The 16,483-nt window shown below is 42.5% G+C and carries 14 protein-coding genes; 6 read left to right on the top strand and 8 right to left on the bottom strand.

Annotated features, from left to right (window positions below; genetic code table 11):
* Positions 1–311 precede the first annotated feature (311 nt).
* Positions 312–1,205: a helix-turn-helix transcriptional regulator gene (locus PAENI_RS18225; RefSeq protein WP_149646240.1), complete on the bottom strand. Its 894-nt coding sequence runs from the start codon at positions 1,203–1,205 to the stop codon at positions 312–314.
* A gap of 145 nt (positions 1,206–1,350) precedes the next feature.
* Between PAENI_RS18225 and PAENI_RS18220 the strand changes: the two genes are divergently transcribed.
* The 3 genes from PAENI_RS18220 to PAENI_RS18210 all read left to right on the top strand — a co-directional run bounded on the left by PAENI_RS18220 (position 1,351) and on the right by PAENI_RS18210 (position 6,145).
* Positions 1,351–3,603 (top strand): glycoside hydrolase family 127 protein, encoded by a 2,253-nt coding sequence (locus PAENI_RS18220; protein ID WP_149646239.1) that lies wholly within the window; start codon positions 1,351–1,353, stop codon positions 3,601–3,603.
* Between the two features lie 310 nt (positions 3,604–3,913).
* Positions 3,914–5,629: an ABC transporter ATP-binding protein gene (locus PAENI_RS18215; protein WP_149646238.1), complete on the top strand. Its 1,716-nt coding sequence runs from the start codon at positions 3,914–3,916 to the stop codon at positions 5,627–5,629.
* A gap of 33 nt (positions 5,630–5,662) precedes the next feature.
* The gene (locus tag PAENI_RS18210) at positions 5,663–6,145 is read left to right on the top strand and encodes an NUDIX hydrolase (RefSeq protein ID WP_149646237.1); all 483 of its coding nucleotides are present in this window, start codon (positions 5,663–5,665) and stop codon (positions 6,143–6,145) included.
* Positions 6,146–6,231: 86 nt separating this feature from the next.
* On the opposite strand, the gene PAENI_RS18205 is transcribed toward PAENI_RS18210, so the two are convergent.
* Complete coding sequence (locus PAENI_RS18205; RefSeq protein ID WP_042184333.1) at positions 6,232–6,807, bottom strand: TetR/AcrR family transcriptional regulator; 576 nt, start codon at positions 6,805–6,807, stop codon at positions 6,232–6,234.
* Between the two features lie 243 nt (positions 6,808–7,050).
* Between PAENI_RS18205 and PAENI_RS18200 the strand changes: the two genes are divergently transcribed.
* Positions 7,051–8,235, top strand: a complete 1,185-nt coding sequence (locus PAENI_RS18200; RefSeq protein ID WP_262495652.1) for an MFS transporter — start codon at positions 7,051–7,053, stop codon at positions 8,233–8,235.
* A gap of 85 nt (positions 8,236–8,320) precedes the next feature.
* On the opposite strand, the gene PAENI_RS18195 is transcribed toward PAENI_RS18200, so the two are convergent.
* A complete protein-coding gene (locus tag PAENI_RS18195) occupies positions 8,321–9,217 on the bottom strand; it encodes a LysR family transcriptional regulator (protein ID WP_149646236.1) in 897 nt (298 codons plus the stop codon).
* A 343-nt stretch (positions 9,218–9,560) separates the two neighbouring features.
* Here PAENI_RS18195 and PAENI_RS18190 point away from each other — a divergent pair, with 343 nt between their 5' ends.
* Both PAENI_RS18190 and PAENI_RS18185 read left to right on the top strand, forming a co-directional pair.
* Positions 9,561–10,232, top strand: a complete 672-nt coding sequence (locus PAENI_RS18190; protein ID WP_149646235.1) for an O-methyltransferase — start codon at positions 9,561–9,563, stop codon at positions 10,230–10,232.
* 69 nt (positions 10,233–10,301) lie between these two features.
* Positions 10,302–10,847 carry a GNAT family N-acetyltransferase gene (locus tag PAENI_RS18185; protein ID WP_149646234.1) on the top strand — a complete coding sequence of 182 codons (546 nt, stop codon included), beginning with the start codon at positions 10,302–10,304 and terminating at the stop codon, positions 10,845–10,847.
* Between the two features lie 58 nt (positions 10,848–10,905).
* Here the strand turns inward: PAENI_RS18185 and PAENI_RS18180 are convergent, their stop codons facing one another.
* The 5 genes from PAENI_RS18180 to PAENI_RS18160 all read right to left on the bottom strand — a co-directional run bounded on the left by PAENI_RS18180 (position 10,906) and on the right by PAENI_RS18160 (position 16,325).
* Positions 10,906–12,852 (bottom strand): FtsX-like permease family protein, encoded by a 1,947-nt coding sequence (locus PAENI_RS18180; RefSeq protein WP_149646233.1) that lies wholly within the window; start codon positions 12,850–12,852, stop codon positions 10,906–10,908.
* Positions 12,842–13,603, bottom strand: coding sequence for an ABC transporter ATP-binding protein (locus PAENI_RS18175; RefSeq protein ID WP_149646232.1), 762 nt, complete (start codon positions 13,601–13,603; stop codon positions 12,842–12,844). The genes PAENI_RS18180 and PAENI_RS18175 overlap by 11 nt, the downstream gene beginning before the upstream one ends.
* A gap of 114 nt (positions 13,604–13,717) precedes the next feature.
* On the bottom strand, positions 13,718–14,722 hold the full coding sequence (locus PAENI_RS18170) for a sensor histidine kinase (protein WP_149646231.1): 1,005 nt from the start codon (positions 14,720–14,722) through the stop codon (positions 13,718–13,720).
* Positions 14,719–15,408, bottom strand: a complete 690-nt coding sequence (locus tag PAENI_RS18165; protein ID WP_042193184.1) for a response regulator transcription factor — start codon at positions 15,406–15,408, stop codon at positions 14,719–14,721. The genes PAENI_RS18170 and PAENI_RS18165 overlap by 4 nt, the downstream gene beginning before the upstream one ends.
* 26 nt (positions 15,409–15,434) lie before the next feature.
* The gene (locus tag PAENI_RS18160) at positions 15,435–16,325 is read right to left on the bottom strand and encodes a TetR/AcrR family transcriptional regulator (RefSeq protein WP_256716355.1); all 891 of its coding nucleotides are present in this window, start codon (positions 16,323–16,325) and stop codon (positions 15,435–15,437) included.
* Positions 16,326–16,483: the final 158 nt, after the last annotated feature.

Raw genomic sequence — 16,483 nt, 5'->3', positions numbered from 1 at the left:
TTTTTTGAGAATAATTAGGGAAAAAATCCCTGAAAAATACTGATTTTTGCTTTAAACGAATGGAATTAGGGAATTTTTCCCTAAAATCGAGGTAATATCTATACTTTTCAACAAATTGGTCGAATTTTAGGGAGATATTCCCTAATCACTAGACAAATGAACAGAATATCAGATTTTTTAGGGAGAAATTCCCTGATTATCTATCGGAGGATCCGCTTCCCCCTTCTTCAACCCATGGCGAGGGGGCTCCGCGGACGGAGTGTTGTTTCAAACTCTTTTCAAAACGTTGAAGCCTGCCGCAGTTTTTTACTTCAATCATTATTCATAAACGTCTTATGATAGGCGTTACGATATTGGGTCGGTGTCATGTTTTCGTATTTTCGGAAGAGGCGCATGAAATATTTATCGTCGGTGAACCCCGTCTCTGTCGCGATTTCCCTCACGCTGAGGGCGGTTCTGGTTAGCAGCTCCTTCGCTTTAGTCACACGTACTGAATGAATATACTCCAAGGGTCCCATCGAGGTGTGCTGTTTAAATAGCCGAGCTAAATAATCCTTGTTGTAATTGAATTTCTCCGCGATGATTGCCACCGTAAGAGGTTCGCTTGCATGTATTCTTGTCCACTCGGCTATTTTTACAAAGGTGACATCTTGCTGCGCACGGATTAGCTTACTGGCGAACGGCTGAAGTGCATGCTCAGATAGCTCAATTAAGAGTGAGGTCAACAAATAATTAACACTGGAATAGGTCAAATATCCCGAGTTGGCTACATGGAGGATTTGATTCGCCAGAATATGAATCCGGTCACTGTGCTCGATCTTTATGAACTGTGGTAGATATAGATCATGTACGGACCATAAGCGCTGTGTGCGCGATAAGATTTTTTCCGCCTCAGGCTTCATTTCCTCCTCACTCAGCAATACCCCTTCGCTTTTCAGCTCGAAATGAAACCAATAAAACTTAACCCCGGGTCGTGACTCTCTATAGCCGACATGTGTGCGATTAGGCATAAGCAAAAGAGCTTCGTCAGGACCTACTTCAAATTGTTTGTTTTCCTCACTCAAATATACCGTTTCGTTCACGCCAATGATTAGTTCGTAGTTCCCCATAACACGCTCCACATGTTTCCATGGCGTTTCTGAGATGAATTCACCTGCCGCAGTAAAATGAACAGGTATATCTGCATTTATTTTCAAATAGGTCATGCGGTCCTCCTAGCAATTAATAAGTCGGATTTGTCCACCATTTGTATGGCTGATCTACCGACAAATCAACGTTCCGATGTTATCTTATGGATACAAATATACACTTGTCATATCACCCTGACAAGATTGCGAGGGAGCGATTTCATTGAAGACGCAAGCTTTTGATTTGCAGAATGTACACATTGATTCAGGTCCACTTCTCCATGCGATGGAGTTAAATACGGATTATTTACTCAAGCTTGAGGCAGATCGGCTTCTGTCGCGTTTTCGCCAATATGCTGGCTTAGAGCCTAAGGCTGCTCACTATGAAGGCTGGGAATCCCAAGGCATTAGCGGCCATACGCTAGGCCATTATATCTCTGGATGTGCGTTAATGTATGCCTCGACAGGGAATGAAGAGCTGCTCACCCGCGTGAATTATGTAGTAGACGAATTGGAGCATTGTCAGGATGCGCATGGTAATGGCTTCATTTCCGGTATTCCTCGTGGCAAAGAGCTGTTTGAGGAAGTGAAGGTAGGCGACATTCGCTCACAGGGCTTTGACCTTAACGGTGGCTGGGTACCGCTGTACACGATGCATAAGCTGTTTGCGGGTCTTCGTGATGCTTATCGATTGGCCGGAAATCAGAAGGCGCTCGTTATTGAAACGAAGCTTGGAATGTGGCTTGAAGATATTTTTGCAGGGCTGAATAAAGATCAGATCCAAGAGGTGCTGCGTTGTGAATTCGGCGGTATGAATGAAGTCCTCACAGATTTGGCAGAGGATTCTGGCGATGACCGTTTCCTCACCTTAGCCGAAAGCTTTTACCATGGAGAAGTCCTTAATGATCTTGCCGAAGAAAAAGACACATTAGCAGGAAGACACGCCAATACTCAGATTCCGAAGATTATTGGAGCGGCAAGACAGTATGAGGTAACGGGACAGGAGCATTACGCAGGCATCTCTCGCTTCTTCTGGGATCGGGTCGTGAATCATCATTCATACGTGATTGGCGGCAACAGCTATAATGAGCATTTCGGCGAGCCGGATAAGCTGAACGACCGATTGGGAGAGGGGGCATGTGAGACGTGTAATACCTACAATATGCTGAAGCTGACCAAGCATATGTTCCAGTGGGATGCTTATGCCGCATATGCGGATTACTACGAACGTGCAATGTATAACCATATCCTAGCTTCTCAGGAGCCGGTTGATGGACGTGTGTGTTATTTTGTATCCCTCGAAATGGGTGGACATAAGTCGTTCAACTCCCAGTTTGAGAGCTTTACATGCTGTGTAGGCTCAGGAATGGAAAGCCATTCTATGTATGGCTCGGCGATTTACTTCCATAGTGAAGATGAGCTGTATGTGAATCAGTACGTACCTTCAACAGTGACTTGGAAAGAGCAAGGCATTAGTTTGAAGCAAGAGACCAAGTTCCCTGAAGAGGGACTAGGCACCCTGCGTATCAGCACGGAGAAACCAACTAAATTCACATTGAAGCTAAGATACCCCTACTGGGCTGAGCAAGGCATGAGCGTTAAAGTAAATGGTGAAGACATTCAAGTGAATGTGGGCAAATCCAGCTACCTAGCTTTGGATAGAGTATGGCAGGATGGAGACGTTGTCGAATATGATATTCCGATGTCGGTAAGAATCGAGTCCATGCCGGATAATCCAAACCGAATTGCATTCCTCTATGGACCGCTTGTGCTTGCAGGTGATTTTGGACCTATAAATGCTGAGCTAGGCAGTGATCGCGCCCTTGCTTCTGTATTAATTGGAGATCGCGAGACGCTAACGGATAGCCTGATTCAGTCTAACGTTAGCAAAAATGTGTTCCGGATGAAAGGTTTAGGATATGCAGGAGACCATGAGCTTCGTCCATTCTACCCTATGCATGATCATCGTTATTCCGTGTATTGGGATTTGTTCACGCCGGAGGAATGGAAGCTGATAGAAGTTGAATATCGCGAAGCCGTGGAGAATAACTTGCTGCTTGAACAGCTAACCGTCGATTCGGTACAACCTGCTGAAATGCAACCTGAACGTGACCATAACTTCGAAGGAGAGTATGTAGGCTTAGGCAAAATCTACAATCGCAAGTATCGCGATAGCTGGATCAATGGCTGGTTCTCCTTCACGATGGAAGTCTTGCCAGAGGAGCAAGTGGATCTGGTGGTAACGTATTTGAAGTCCAACGATACTTCGGTGGCTTTCGATATTACGGCAGATGGGGAACAACTTGGGCTAGGCGTCCTTGAGTCTGAAGAGATGAACAAGCTGGAGACCATTCGTTACGAGCTTCCGCAGACGATCACGGGCAGCAACTCAGCGGTTACGATCAAGTTCGCTTCGCATGAAGGACATAAGGTGGGCCAAGTGGCAGGACTACGTATCGTCAAACGTAATTCTTGAAATATATGGATTAGAGAATTATAATAGGAACAATTCTTTTAATTGGGGTGAAATGGATGTCTTTCCGTATCGTTCGAAGTAACTAGTTATCGGGCTGGGTCAAACGCGTACCAGCTATCAAGGGGGGAGTCTACCCTTTTGATTACATTAACTAGAGCTTTGAACGGTGCCATAGGCAGCTTTTTGTATAGAGCCAGGCACTTAACCTATTTAACTTTGAGAACCGATTATTTGTGGATGGTTTTTAATAGTTGGATGGTGGGGTTGCCTGGCTTTTTTGCATTCAATTAAAAGATAGGGGATTAACGATATGTTGAAAAAGAGTCTAGCTCACCTGAAATGGTGGATATGCGGTTATATTTTATTGGGTTTTACTATTCAACTGCTGAGTAGTTTAGGCATTGTAGTGTTTCAAAAAATATTAGACAAGGTCACGGTGATCAACAGCTTTGGTGAGATATTTAATTTAATCTTGGTGTACGGCGTTTTGCTGGCTGGGGTGGTGATCCTAAATTATGTGGATGAATACCCTAGTGTGTATTTATCGAACAGCATAACGGAGAGGTTAAAGATACTTGCACTATCTAAAATATCCAAAATCGACTATCAAGCCTATCAGGATATGGGCACAGGTCAGATGATTAAAGTGATCGAGAATGGAGCCGCAGCTGGAAACAGCATGATATTCTCCTTTTTCCTCAAAACATTACATGAGTTATTGCCCACTCTTCTGTTCAGTCTTATCTTTATCAGCTTCTATGATTTAAGGATCATGGTAGTGATTGCTGCTGGCTATGTGGTCGTCTTTTTGATAACGAATCTGCTGTTGAAATTTCTGTATGCGATGAAGGCGGCCATTCTAGAGGAACAAGAAAAGATGTCCAGATTCTCTATCCGTGGATTTATGGAATTAGTCGTCTTCCGAACGAACAAAAGATATGAGAAAGAGATCGATAAATTAAGCCAGACTGCACGCACTATCATTCAAAAAAATGCTCAGTTACAAATGATCCATGAAGCTTTTTTCGCGATATTCGAGTTGTTTGTCACGATTATTAAAGTCGTTGTCTTAATTTACGGTGTGAAAAGCATTGTCGCAGGTGAGACGTCACTTGGTGTTGTGGTCGCTTTGTTTATGTTTATTGATAAGATTTATTCGCCGATTGCTATCTTCAATGTCCTCTTTGTAGATTACAGACTGAATAGAGTGACCTACAAGAGATTTGAGGAGTTTATTCATGCCCCAGAAGATAAGAATCTAGAACGAGGAGAAGTTATCACTGAGATCCACGGTAATATTGAATTTAAGGATGTATCTTTTGACTATGGACAAGTGAAGATTTTGAATAATCTATCCTTTTCGATTGCGCGAGGAACGTCGGTTGCTATTGTCGGATTAAGTGGGGGCGGGAAATCAACTCTGATTAAGTTAATCGTAGGCTTATTAAAAAAGGACAAAGGTGAACTCTTATTGGACGGTAAGGATATCGATGAGATCCATCTGGATAGCTACTATGATCATATCTCTTACTTATCACAAGACACGCCGATTTTTGACGCTACGATTAGGGACAATATTGTATTTGATGAGCATTCCTTGTCCGATGAAGAGTTGTATGAGATTTTGGAAAAGGTTCATCTGCAGGAAAAGGTAAGCCAATTACCGGATCGTTTAGATACTTTGGTAGGTGAAAAAGGGGTTAAATTATCAGGCGGGGAGAGACAGCGATTAGCTTTTGCCAGAATCATTGCTCAGAAAAGAAACATTCTAATTCTAGATGAACCTGTTTCTGCACTTGATAATATTACGGAGCAAAGCCTTATGGAGACGATTTTGCAGGAATTTAAGGATAAAACCATCATTATTGTTGCCCACCGACTAAATTTTATAAAAGACGTTGATAAGATACTGGTAGTGGACCAAGGGTCGGTCGTGGGTGAAGGAAAGTTTGATGATTTAATAGAGCATTGCGAAGCTTTTAAAGCGTTATGGAATAGAAAAATATCGTTTACAAATGCTGATTAAATTGTTAACCTCTTCTAAAAAGAGGTGCATTCTATGGCTTGGCCAACACATATTGTAGCGGCAGGTGGATTCGCAGAAAATGAACAAGGAGATATCCTTTTAGTAAAGACTCATGATGGTGGATGGGTATTTCCTGGTGGACAAGTAGAGGTCGGAGAGAACCTGGTGGATGCATTAATTCGAGAGGTTAAAGAGGAAAGTGGAATAGATGTCACGGTATCTCAATTGATTGGTGTGTATTCCAATACAGGCATTCATAAATGGTATGATGGTGTAACCGATGTTCCTACTAAGGTCATGTTTGATTTTATCTGCAAGCCCGTGGGTGGGGAATTATGTACCTCGGAGGAAACCTCTGAAGTGATGTGGGTGGCAAAAGAGAAAGTACTTGATTGGATTACACAACCGGCTATTCGTACCCGCTATCAAGCTTATTTGGATTACGATGGGAATACGAGGTATATGGATTATGTAACTGGAGACACGTTTGAAGTTAACTTAGATCGAACGGTGTAAATATAAGTGATAGGCCATCCTGCAAAGGATGGCTTTTTAAAATATAAAAAAGTATAAGTTTCACGCGTCAAAGGCGTTTATGCTTGTTATGCTTTGATGCCCTCAAAGGCAGAGGTAATCAAATATTTCACAAAAGCTTCGTCTAGCTCATCCCCTGTGATCAGAAGCCGATAAAATATCGGTCCGTACAGCAGATCAATCGTGATCCCAATATCCAGATCCGCTTTTAATTGGCCCCGGGTCACCCCACGCTCCAACAACTGTCGTGCCTCTTGGCGGCGGGGAGCGAAAAACCTCGCACGATAGGCCTCAGCAAGGCCGGCATCAAATTGACCTTCGCCGATCAACTCGGTAATGATCTTTCCTTCTCGGCTGCGAAGAAAATTAGCCAGGTTTGTGGCATGCATCATAATATCGTCCATGACCGAACCGGTGTCCGGCACTGGCAATCTTGCGGATGCTGCAGAGAGGTAGCCGTCCATGACCACAGCTGCTTTGTTAGGCCACCATTTATAAATGGTCGCTTTACTTACCTTGGCCCGTTCCGCGATTTTCTCTACGGTCACCGCACCAAATCCAGTCTCCAGTAGTAGATCATACGATGCTGCCAGAATAGAAGCCTCGGCTTCGCTATTGCGCGGCCGTCCTCTTTTTTTATCCATCAGAGATCCCTCCCGATTAATCTATCCTTTATTTAACTTGCGATCTAAAAAGAAACTATACGTTCATTATACAAAAGGTTGAACGAAGTAGCCAATCGCCTATTTACAAAACTGAACGTTCAGTATATAATTAAATTAATTAATGAACGGTACGTTCAGTATTTATAATCGAAGGGTGGAGATCTTATGAATCAAGGAAGACGAATGAATCCTGTAAGTTCAGGAAGTTCAGTGAATTCAGCGATGGAACATGCGGAAGGAAAGACGATCCCTGGATGGATTACATTTCTATTAGCGGCGTCCTGCGGACTAATTGTGGCCAATCTGTATTACGCCCAAACCCTGATCGGACAGATCGCCCAAGCTACGCAGCTTTCTTCTGGGGCAGCGGGTCTGATTGTAACTTTGACCCAGGTAGGATACGTTCTTGGACTTTTGTTCGTAGTACCGCTTAGCGATATTATTGAAAATCGCCGCCTGACAGTGGCGTCACTGGCTGTGGTGGTGGTGTCACTGGTAGCAGCCACACTAGCTCCGAATGCAGCGATCTTTCTGGGAGCGTCTCTGTTCATTGGCCTCGGTTCCGTAGCTGCCCAGATTCTTGTGCCGTATGCGTCTTTTCTGGCTGCTGAAGAACAGCGCGGCCGGGTGGTCGGTAATGTAATGAGTGGGCTGCTGCTCGGTATTATGTTCGCCCGGCCACTGGCTAGCTTTGTCTCTGGATTGTGGGGTTGGCATGCGATTTATGCCATATCCGCCGTAGTGATTGCCTTATTAACACTTCTATTGTCCCGTGTGCTGCCGCAGCGCCAACCTGTGCCTACAATGAATTATGGCGGATTGATCCGTTCTCTAGGTACTTTACTGAAGAGTACGCCAGTGTTACGCCGCCGGGCGATTTATCAGGCTAGCCTGTTTGGAGCTTTCAGCCTGTTCTGGACGACGGTCTCTTTGCATCTGGCCGATACGTATCATTTAAGTCAGCAAGGCATTGCCTTGTTTGCGCTAGCCGGAGTGGCTGGGGCTATCGCTTCTCCCATCGCTGGGAGATTGGCTGACCAGGGCTGGACCCGGCCGTTGACCGGACTTGCGTTTGTACTGGCAGCTGTGGCTTTTCTTCTAGCTTACTTGTTTCAAGAGAATTCGAGAGTAACACTTGGATTGCTGGTTGCAGCAGCTATTATGCTGGATATGGGGGTATCGGGTAATCTGGTGCTTGGACAAAGGGCGATTTATTCCCTTGGCAACGAGGCGAGAGGACGTTTAAACGGATTATTTATGGCGATATTTTTTGTAGGCGGAGCCGTTGGCTCTTCACTAGGCGGCTGGGCTTATGCGTACGGAGGCTGGAGTCTGACCAGCTTGATCGGTCTGGCGCTGCCGATCTTGGCTTTTCTGTACTATTTAACGGAGAAGAGGCAAGCGTAAGGCGTTCCAATAAAGCCGGTACTTACAAGGACTGCTCTCCGGGCTGGATATAGTCAGCCTAAAGAGCAGTCTTTTTTAAAAAATGCTACATCGTATAAGGATTTTGGCGAATCATTTGAATAAGGTTTGCCGCTGAGGCGGATAATGGTTCATTTTTTCGCGTACAGATCGCAATGCTGTTCTTCAGATGTATGCCTTCAACATAAACTCGGCATAACTCTCCACGTTCAACATATTCGCGAACAACGAGTGAAGAGACGAAGTTGGCGCCATACCCGGCGATAACGGCTTGAATCGCTTCATGAAGTCCGTTAAATTGCAAAGAGATCGTGGGAGCTGGCGTATTATATGTACGGCATAACGATAATAATCTCTCTCTCGTCGAACTCCCTTCCTCACGCATGACAAAGGGCTCCTTCATCATTTCGGATAAAGAAATTTGCTGATTCGCATAGGGGTGATGGGGTGCGACCACAAACCATAACTCGTCCTGAAATAACTCCTCTGTCTGGATCGTATCTGGATATGCCTCAGTAATCCCTCCGTAAATCGCCATATCCACGTCTACATTTAACAGCTGCTTCAGGGCATCGCTTGAATTGGTGGTAGTAATCACCATTTCCACTTGCTCATATTGTTGCTTGAACTTTGCGATCCAGGTAGGGATAAGGAAATGAGCAGGCAAATACGTCGCGGCTAGACGGATACTTCCATTCGTGCCGTTAACATAATCCTGAGTGAATTGTTCGATCTGCTGTTCGACAGCGAACAGTCTTTTCGCGAGTAGGGCAAGCTCTTCACCCGCATCCGTTAAAGCAATTCCTCTACCTTGAGGCTTAAATAGGGTGAAGGATATTTCCTTTTCGAATTTCTTGATCTGAGCCGTAATCGCAGGCTGACTGATATTTAAAGTTTCGGAGGCGCGTGTCACACTTCCTGTCGATGCGATTACATGGAATAAGCGCAAGGCGTGTAGATTCATGGTTAAGCTCCTATCTGTTATCGTTTAATTCATATATTTAATATATAGTTTAGATTTAAATATATATTATATTTATGATTATAACTGATTTACAATACAGGTATGAAGTTGAAGTTGAAGTTGAACTTGAATCTTTAGTTAGGGAAAAGGAGTACCGAAGAGGAGGTTTGGAACTGTAGGAGCGTCAGCGACCGCCTTTGTCTACGGATTTCAACCACGAATAGTGGTTTTAATCGAAGAAATCTGGAGACAACAGCGGCCGGAAGTCCAAACACTCCTCGTAGTTACGACCGATCCCTAATTGTGGAAATGAAAATTTTATTTCAAAGGAGAAGTGATAAATATGAATCAACCGACTACATGGGATAAAGTCGACCAGTACATTACAGAGCGCTTAATTCCGCAGGACTCCGTGCTGGAGGAAGTGTTGTCCGCGAATCAACAGGCAGGGCTGCCGCCCTTTGATGTCTCACCTAGTCAGGGTAAATTCCTTAACCTATTGGTTCAAATGAAAGGTGCACGCCGGATTCTGGAGATTGGCACTTTGGGTGGGTACAGTACAATTTGGATGGCAAGGGCGCTCCCGTCTGACGGACATATCGTTACCTTGGAGCTAGATCCATCGCATGCTCAGGTGGCTGGGGTCAATTTCGCGCTTGCTCAAGTAGATGATCTGATAGAACTTCGTATAGGCGACGCTTTGGGGCAATTGTCTCAGATGAAACAAGAGGGTGTGGAACCCTTTGACTTTATATTCATTGATGCCGATAAACCCAACAACCCTAACTATTTACAGTGGGCGCTTCAATTTTCCCGGCCCGGTACGGTGATTATAGGCGATAATGTGATTCGTGAAGGCGAGATCATTAACAAGAATAGCAAAGATCCTCGTGTAGTAGGCGTACGGGAATTTTATGATCTGTTGGCTGAAGAGCCTAAGATTTCGGCTACTGCCATTCAGACAGTGGGAAGTAAAGGGTACGATGGTTTCGTATTGGGGATTGTGAATAGCTGATATATGTATTGCAATATCCAACAATTGTAATATAATCTATTGAAAATCCAATAGTGAGAGGTACTTTCTATGCAACCTACATTTGAAACACAAAGGTTAATACTAAGACCGTTTCAATCCACAGATGCAAGTAAAGTTCAAGAGCTTGCTGGGGATATAGAAGTAGCTAGAACAACGCTGTCTATTCCTCATCCATACCCTGATGGAGCGGCTGAATCTTGGATTGGTGCCTGTAGGAAAAGCGCAGACGAAGGGGGAGGATTTCCTTTTGCTTTAATTAGTAAAGAGAGTAATACCTTAATAGGCTGTATGAGTCTAAATATAGACAAATCGCATAAAAGAGGTGAGCTTGCTTATTGGGTAGGAAGATCTTTTTGGGGAGATGGCTATGCGACTGAAGCAGCTAAGCGATTAATTGATTTTGGATTTGAAGACCTCGCATTAAATAAAATATGGGCAGCGGCAATGACTAGAAATCCTGCCTCCTCTAACGTTATGAAAAAAGCTGGAATGAGATTTGAAGGGGAATTTAAACGGCATATTTTAAAATGGGATAAATTCGAGGATATAGTCTTCTACGGGTTAACTAGAATTGAATATGAAGATAGGAGATAGAGGTATGATAACAACAAGGGGTTCCTAAGCCATGCTGGCTTGTGGAACCCCTCTTTTTTTAAAGTGACTCTTTAATTACCTTTTTATAATAGAAGACGGAGAGTACTGCAAAGATTGAATACAAAGCCGTGTATAAGAGCATCACCAGAATCATCGGTGTCATGAGCTCTGTACCGAAGAAGAACCATCCTGATTTTACGGCGAAGTAACTGTGAAGCAATCCAATGACTAATGGAATCCCAAAATTAAATAATTGTTTCGCCTGAATCCCTCTAAGCAGATCCCCTTGCGTGAAACCAAGCTTTCTGAGGATCGTGTAGTTGGGCTTTTCATTCTCACTTTCATCCATTTGTTTAAAGTAAAGAATGCATCCAGAGGTAATCAGGAAGGTTAGCCCCAGAAAGGCCACGATAAACATGATAAGTCCCATAGTTTGCTTTTGATTGTTCTTCGTCTCCAGTTGAGAGTCGTATTTGCTGTCTTTTTTAAATTTCATGCTCTGAAAAAGCTCATTAGCTTGTTCAACGCTTGACCGGTCCTTCATATCGATGCCGATATTAAGAGAGGACTTTCTTTGAAGGGCTGGATCTAGATCCTTCTTTAAGCGTTCAAAGGTCGTACCGTCTACAATAGCAAGGGGTAACCCTCCACCCGTGAAATAAAACAAAACGGGGGCTTCTATATCAATTCTTTTATAAAACTGCGGAATGACTTCATGTTGTCCCTTGAATTCAATGCCACCCTGGTCCTTCATAGAAATCAGATTCTCCATTGCACTACTTGTCTTCGTAAAATAGGCCTCATCCGGGGATAGATCAATGCCCTCCAGCGAATTTTCACTGATGACGGGAAGAGTCATATTATTCGACATCATACCGAGCGCCTTGGAATTTTCTGCCAGAAGCTTCTCTATATTTACATCCACTTGAATGACTTCGGTTATTTTTTCCGTAAACAGCAAATTTTCAGTCGTTAATGCCTCTTTAAATTGTTTAGCATCTTGGATATCCGTAAGAATAAAATCTGACGGAACATAGAGCTTCGCACTTTTCTCAGCAGAGTAGAACGAAATATAACTCAAGGATAATAAACCCAGCGCCAGAGCTGATACCGTTGTAATGATGGTTAACAGTACGGCATTTGATTTCATTCGGAACATAATGGAGGAGAGAGACAACACCTCTTTAATATTCAGATACCCGTTTTTCTTTTTACGAATGAGATGAAAGATAAAGCTTACCGAGCCTTTATAAAAAAGATAAGTCCCGATGATAACTGAAGCCAGAATAGTGATCATGGATATAGATAGCTCAGTCATTGATGTTAAGTCTCCGCTAAATAATCGGGATGAAATCGAATAGCCAAGCAGAATCAATCCAATCCCAGCGATCCCTATAATCATTTCAAAGAAGGACAGCTTTTTCACGTTGCCTTCTGTGGTTGAGGTCACCCGGAATAAGGATAGAATGCTTTGTCTTTTAATAAATCCATAATTCATCAGCATGATCAAAAGATAGATTACAAAGAATACGATCAGCGTTTGAACCAGGGCAGGGGTAGAAAAACGAAGGGATGCTATCGCATCGATCCCCATTATTTTAAAAAGAATCATAAGAATTAATTTGGAAATAGAAAAGCCTACTGCTATTCCTAGAATTAAAGAACCAAAATATAGGATGAAATTCTCTGCCGAAAGGATTCGGAATATTTTACTTTTGGTCATCCCTATTAACTGGAACAGGCCAATTTCTTTTCCCCGGCGTTTGATGAAGATAGTGTTGGCATATAACAGGAAAATGGATACAATCGCGACCAGTAAGACTGAGGCAGCCTTGATTGCTGCGCCACCTTTGATCGAGCCTTCTACCGCATCCATCGAAGGATCGTATTGCAACGTAACAAAGGCGAAATATAAGGCCACGCTAAAAACGAGAGCAAATACATACAGATAGTAATTTCTGATGTTTTTTCGCAGATTTCGAAGCATCAGTACATTAATGCTCATTCTGCACACCACCCAGTACACCTTGTGTTTTTATGATGTCATTAAAGAAGACTTGTCTTGATTGTTCTCCTTTATTTAATTGCGTATAGATCGTACCATCCTTTATAAAAATAACTCTACTGCAATAGCTAGCTGCCACTGGATCATGTGTAACCATAACGATCGTTGCTTTTCGTCTTTGATTTAGTTCACTCAGCTTGTTTAACAAATCAGAAGCAGATTTAGAGTCCAAGGCTCCTGTAGGTTCGTCAGCAAAAATAATGCTTGGATCATGAATGAAGGCTCTAGCTGCAGAGGTGCGTTGTTTTTGACCCCCAGAGATTTCATTCGGGTACTTATTTTTCAACTCTAAAATCCCTAGCTCCCTCGCGACGTTTTCGAATTTCTCATTGGCAATTTTCTTAGGGGTGTTGGTAATGGATAGAGGTAACAGGATGTTTTCCTTCACCGTCAGCGTATCTAAGAGATTGTATTCTTGAAAAATAAATCCTAAATGATTTTTCCGAAATTCAGCTAATTGCTTTTCTTTCATATTAGAAATTTCAGTACCCTCAATGGTAATCGATCCGTTGCTGATCTGATCAATTGACGAGAGAACGTTAAGCAGGGTGGTCTTTCCTGAACCGGAAGAGCCCATGATCCCAACAAATTCGCCTTCTTCTATAGAAATATCCAGTCCACTCAACACGGATTGTTTGTTTAATTTATTTCCGTAGCTTTTATGAATTTTAGTGGCTTCAAGAATTACCATAATGATTCACTCCCTTTTTATACTCGTTCTTTTTGTATAGCTTTATTATAAAAGGCTTTGCCGTTCTTATCCTTCGATTGCCCGAACAAAATAAAAAAGCATGTGACATTGTTGTCACACGCTTGAGAGCTTCACAAATTCATTTTTAAGCGGAAAGGTTAAAGTGAACGTCGTCCCTGATCCGGGCCTCGATTCAACTCCGATGATGATCAACAAGGATTGCGCCGCTTTTTTGGCTAAATATAATCCCATACCTGTGGCGGCATTGTCGCGATGCACGGTGGTGGAAGTAAATCCTCTATCAAATATCCGAGGCAGATCCTTTGGATCTATCCCGCGCCCACCATCCTTCACCTCAAGAACGATATGCTCAGCTTGCTGATAGCTACTCACTGTAATATCTGAAGCCTCACTATATTTTACGGCGTTGGTTAGTAGTTGTCGGATAATAAAAGCCAGCCATTTGGCATCACTAAGCACTTCAGCTACTTCCAAGTTCAGCTCAAAGCCGATTCCCTTCTGAATACACCAGGATTGCAACGTCTTAATCTCCCCGAAAATAAGCGTTTCTAAATCGATATGTTCTATATACAGATCATTTTCGATAAAGGGAATTCGCCTTTGATGTAGCTGTTGATCCAGCAGAAGATGTATACGCAGCCATTCATAGGTCAGATGTTTCCTCATTACATCATCTTCGATTCGCTCCATCATTAGATGCATCGCTGTCAGAGGGGTCTTCACTTCATGAATCCACGATAATAGTTCATCTTTTTCCTGTTCTAACGTCATTTGATTGTTCGAGGCAGCCTGTTTTAACCATTTAGCTTGATTGATAATGCTCTCTTCAATAATATGCTCAAACGGGCTTTCGGGGGTGGCGATACTCGTTACATCCAGATCATCATCTCGCTCAACCAAGCTTTTATAGAACCTGGTTTCTCTGGGATAGCGAAGGATTAAGAACATCACAAAAAAAAGCATCGACAAGGAGACCAGATAGAGAACTGAAGAGAATGGGATTGATGAATCCATATAGGTGACAAAAAGTATAAAAAGATTGGTAAAGAGGACTAGTAGGATCCAGCTACTTCTTTCCAAGAGATACTTTTTAATCATAGTGCTTCCTCTTCGATGGCCATATACCCTTGTCCTACTTTTGTTTCAATGAAACTACCTAAGCCTATCTCATCCAGCTTTTTTCGCAGCCGGTTTACGTTGACGGTAAGGGTGTTGTCACTTATAAAACGTTTATCATCCCACAAGCTATTGATTAATTCCTCGCGGGTGACGATTTTATTTTTTTTCTCAATAAGCAATTTCAATATAAAAATCTCGTTTTTCGTAAGCTCAATCGATCCCATATCATGCGTCAATACATTTCTCTCATAATCCACGGTTGCTCCACACCATGTCTTGAGCTCAAGGTTATCCGTGTTGTAATTGTAGACGCGCCGAAGAATCGCTTGTACTTTGGCAATGAGTACATCGAAATGGAAGGGCTTTTGAATATAGTCATCGGCTCCAAGCTGCATCGACATTACCATATCCGTAGGATGATCCCGGGATGATAAGAAGATAATCGGAAGGTTAGAGTGGGAACGAATCATTCGGCACCAATGAAACCCATCAAATTTAGGTAATTGGATGTCGATGATGACTAAATCAGGTTTGATCTCTATAAATTCCTGGGTGACATTGCTGAAATCTTGAATGCCATACACATCATAAGACCACTGGGTAAGTCGCTCCTTGATCTCATTAAACAGCGTTGAATCGTCTTCGATTAATAATAGCTTGAACAAATGTTTCACCACACTTTTAGTTAGCTTTACAGCATTTTAGATAATACATCCTGATAATGCTTAAACTCTTTGGCTTCATTTAGATTAGGACATGTCCTTAAGGATAGTAGAGCACTTTCGATTAAGAACTGTCTCGGTTCCTTGTTGTTCATGATTTCTTCCTGGATAAAGTATAACAGCTTTAGATAATTAGTGAGATTCGCATCACCAGTTGTAAATGATCTCTCTATTACTTTTTTTAAGCTGATGGTCGCAAAGGATAAATCATTATTGAAAAAATCACTGTATTCCGCTGCGGGTAATAATTTGCCCACATGCTCTGGTGAGATGAGTTGAATGCCCATTTGACTTACTTCTTCAACAATGGTTTGGATAAGCGTAGTGCAATAATCAATGATTTGCTTAGAGGTGATGACTTCATTCATAGCGCTGTTGATTTGTAGCATATTTTGCAGAATTCCGGTAAAAATGATGGCTCCGTCCAGTAAATAGGGTTTCTTATCCTCAGGGAAAATATGAAGGAAACGTTCATGTACCCAGGTAAGGAGGTTGAACTTTGTTTTTTTGATAAACGTTATTAAGTCTGGGTCATTGGAGACCAAAGCATCTTCTACGAGCTGTAACAATTTATTTTTCTTATTGATTTTCATGACCAGCTGAATCTGCTCGGCAAATATCTTAATGTCAGAAGGATCTTGACCTATGAGCAGGGAATTTCGCCCTTCTTCAAGTCGATCGTGAATGGACGTAAATACAGCCTTAAAGAGATCCCCTTTTGAAGGGAAATAGTTATAAAAAGATCCTTTGGAGATCCGGCTATGATTCAAAATATCCTGAATGGATGTGGCGTGGTAGCCTTTTTCAATAAATAATTCATGCGCTTTATGAACCACTTGCTCTTTTCGTTTATTTATCATCTGAGGTGCCCCTTTAAGCTGAACTCTTTGTTCCAATATAGACTAGCGTATATTTCCACTTAATACAATTTCAATTTTAAATGATTTTTGTCTTGCCAAGCGAGAAATAAGGGAGTAATATATTCTACACCGGATTATAACACGAGTTCAAAATTGAA

The organism is Paenibacillus sp. B2(2019) (genome assembly GCF_008370385.1).
In the GTDB taxonomy this organism is placed as follows: Bacteria; Bacillota; Bacilli; order Paenibacillales; family Paenibacillaceae; genus Paenibacillus_AQ.
The sequence above is the reverse complement of the archived record's forward strand: the minus strand, read 5'-3'. Positions and strand labels throughout refer to the sequence as shown.

Bases quoted from the DNA above. Each gene is read 5' to 3' on its own strand.
- PAENI_RS18225 (WP_149646240.1), bottom strand. From the start codon at position 1,205: ATGACCTATTTGAAAATAAATGCAGATATACCTGTTCATTTTACTGCG.
- PAENI_RS18215 (WP_149646238.1), top strand. From the start codon at position 3,914: ATGTTGAAAAAGAGTCTAGCTCACCTGAAATGGTGGATATGCGGTTAT.
- PAENI_RS18210 (WP_149646237.1), top strand. From the start codon at position 5,663: ATGGCTTGGCCAACACATATTGTAGCGGCAGGTGGATTCGCAGAAAAT.
- PAENI_RS18205 (WP_042184333.1), bottom strand. From the start codon at position 6,807: ATGGATAAAAAAAGAGGACGGCCGCGCAATAGCGAAGCCGAGGCTTCT.
- PAENI_RS18200 (WP_262495652.1), top strand. From the start codon at position 7,051: ATGGAACATGCGGAAGGAAAGACGATCCCTGGATGGATTACATTTCTA.
- PAENI_RS18195 (WP_149646236.1), bottom strand. From the start codon at position 9,217: ATGAATCTACACGCCTTGCGCTTATTCCATGTAATCGCATCGACAGGA.
- PAENI_RS18190 (WP_149646235.1), top strand. From the start codon at position 9,561: ATGAATCAACCGACTACATGGGATAAAGTCGACCAGTACATTACAGAG.
- PAENI_RS18185 (WP_149646234.1), top strand. From the start codon at position 10,302: ATGCAACCTACATTTGAAACACAAAGGTTAATACTAAGACCGTTTCAA.
- PAENI_RS18180 (WP_149646233.1), bottom strand. From the start codon at position 12,852: ATGAGCATTAATGTACTGATGCTTCGAAATCTGCGAAAAAACATCAGA.
- PAENI_RS18175 (WP_149646232.1), bottom strand. From the start codon at position 13,603: ATGGTAATTCTTGAAGCCACTAAAATTCATAAAAGCTACGGAAATAAA.
- PAENI_RS18170 (WP_149646231.1), bottom strand. From the start codon at position 14,722: ATGATTAAAAAGTATCTCTTGGAAAGAAGTAGCTGGATCCTACTAGTC.
- PAENI_RS18160 (WP_256716355.1), bottom strand. From the start codon at position 16,325: ATGATAAATAAACGAAAAGAGCAAGTGGTTCATAAAGCGCATGAATTA.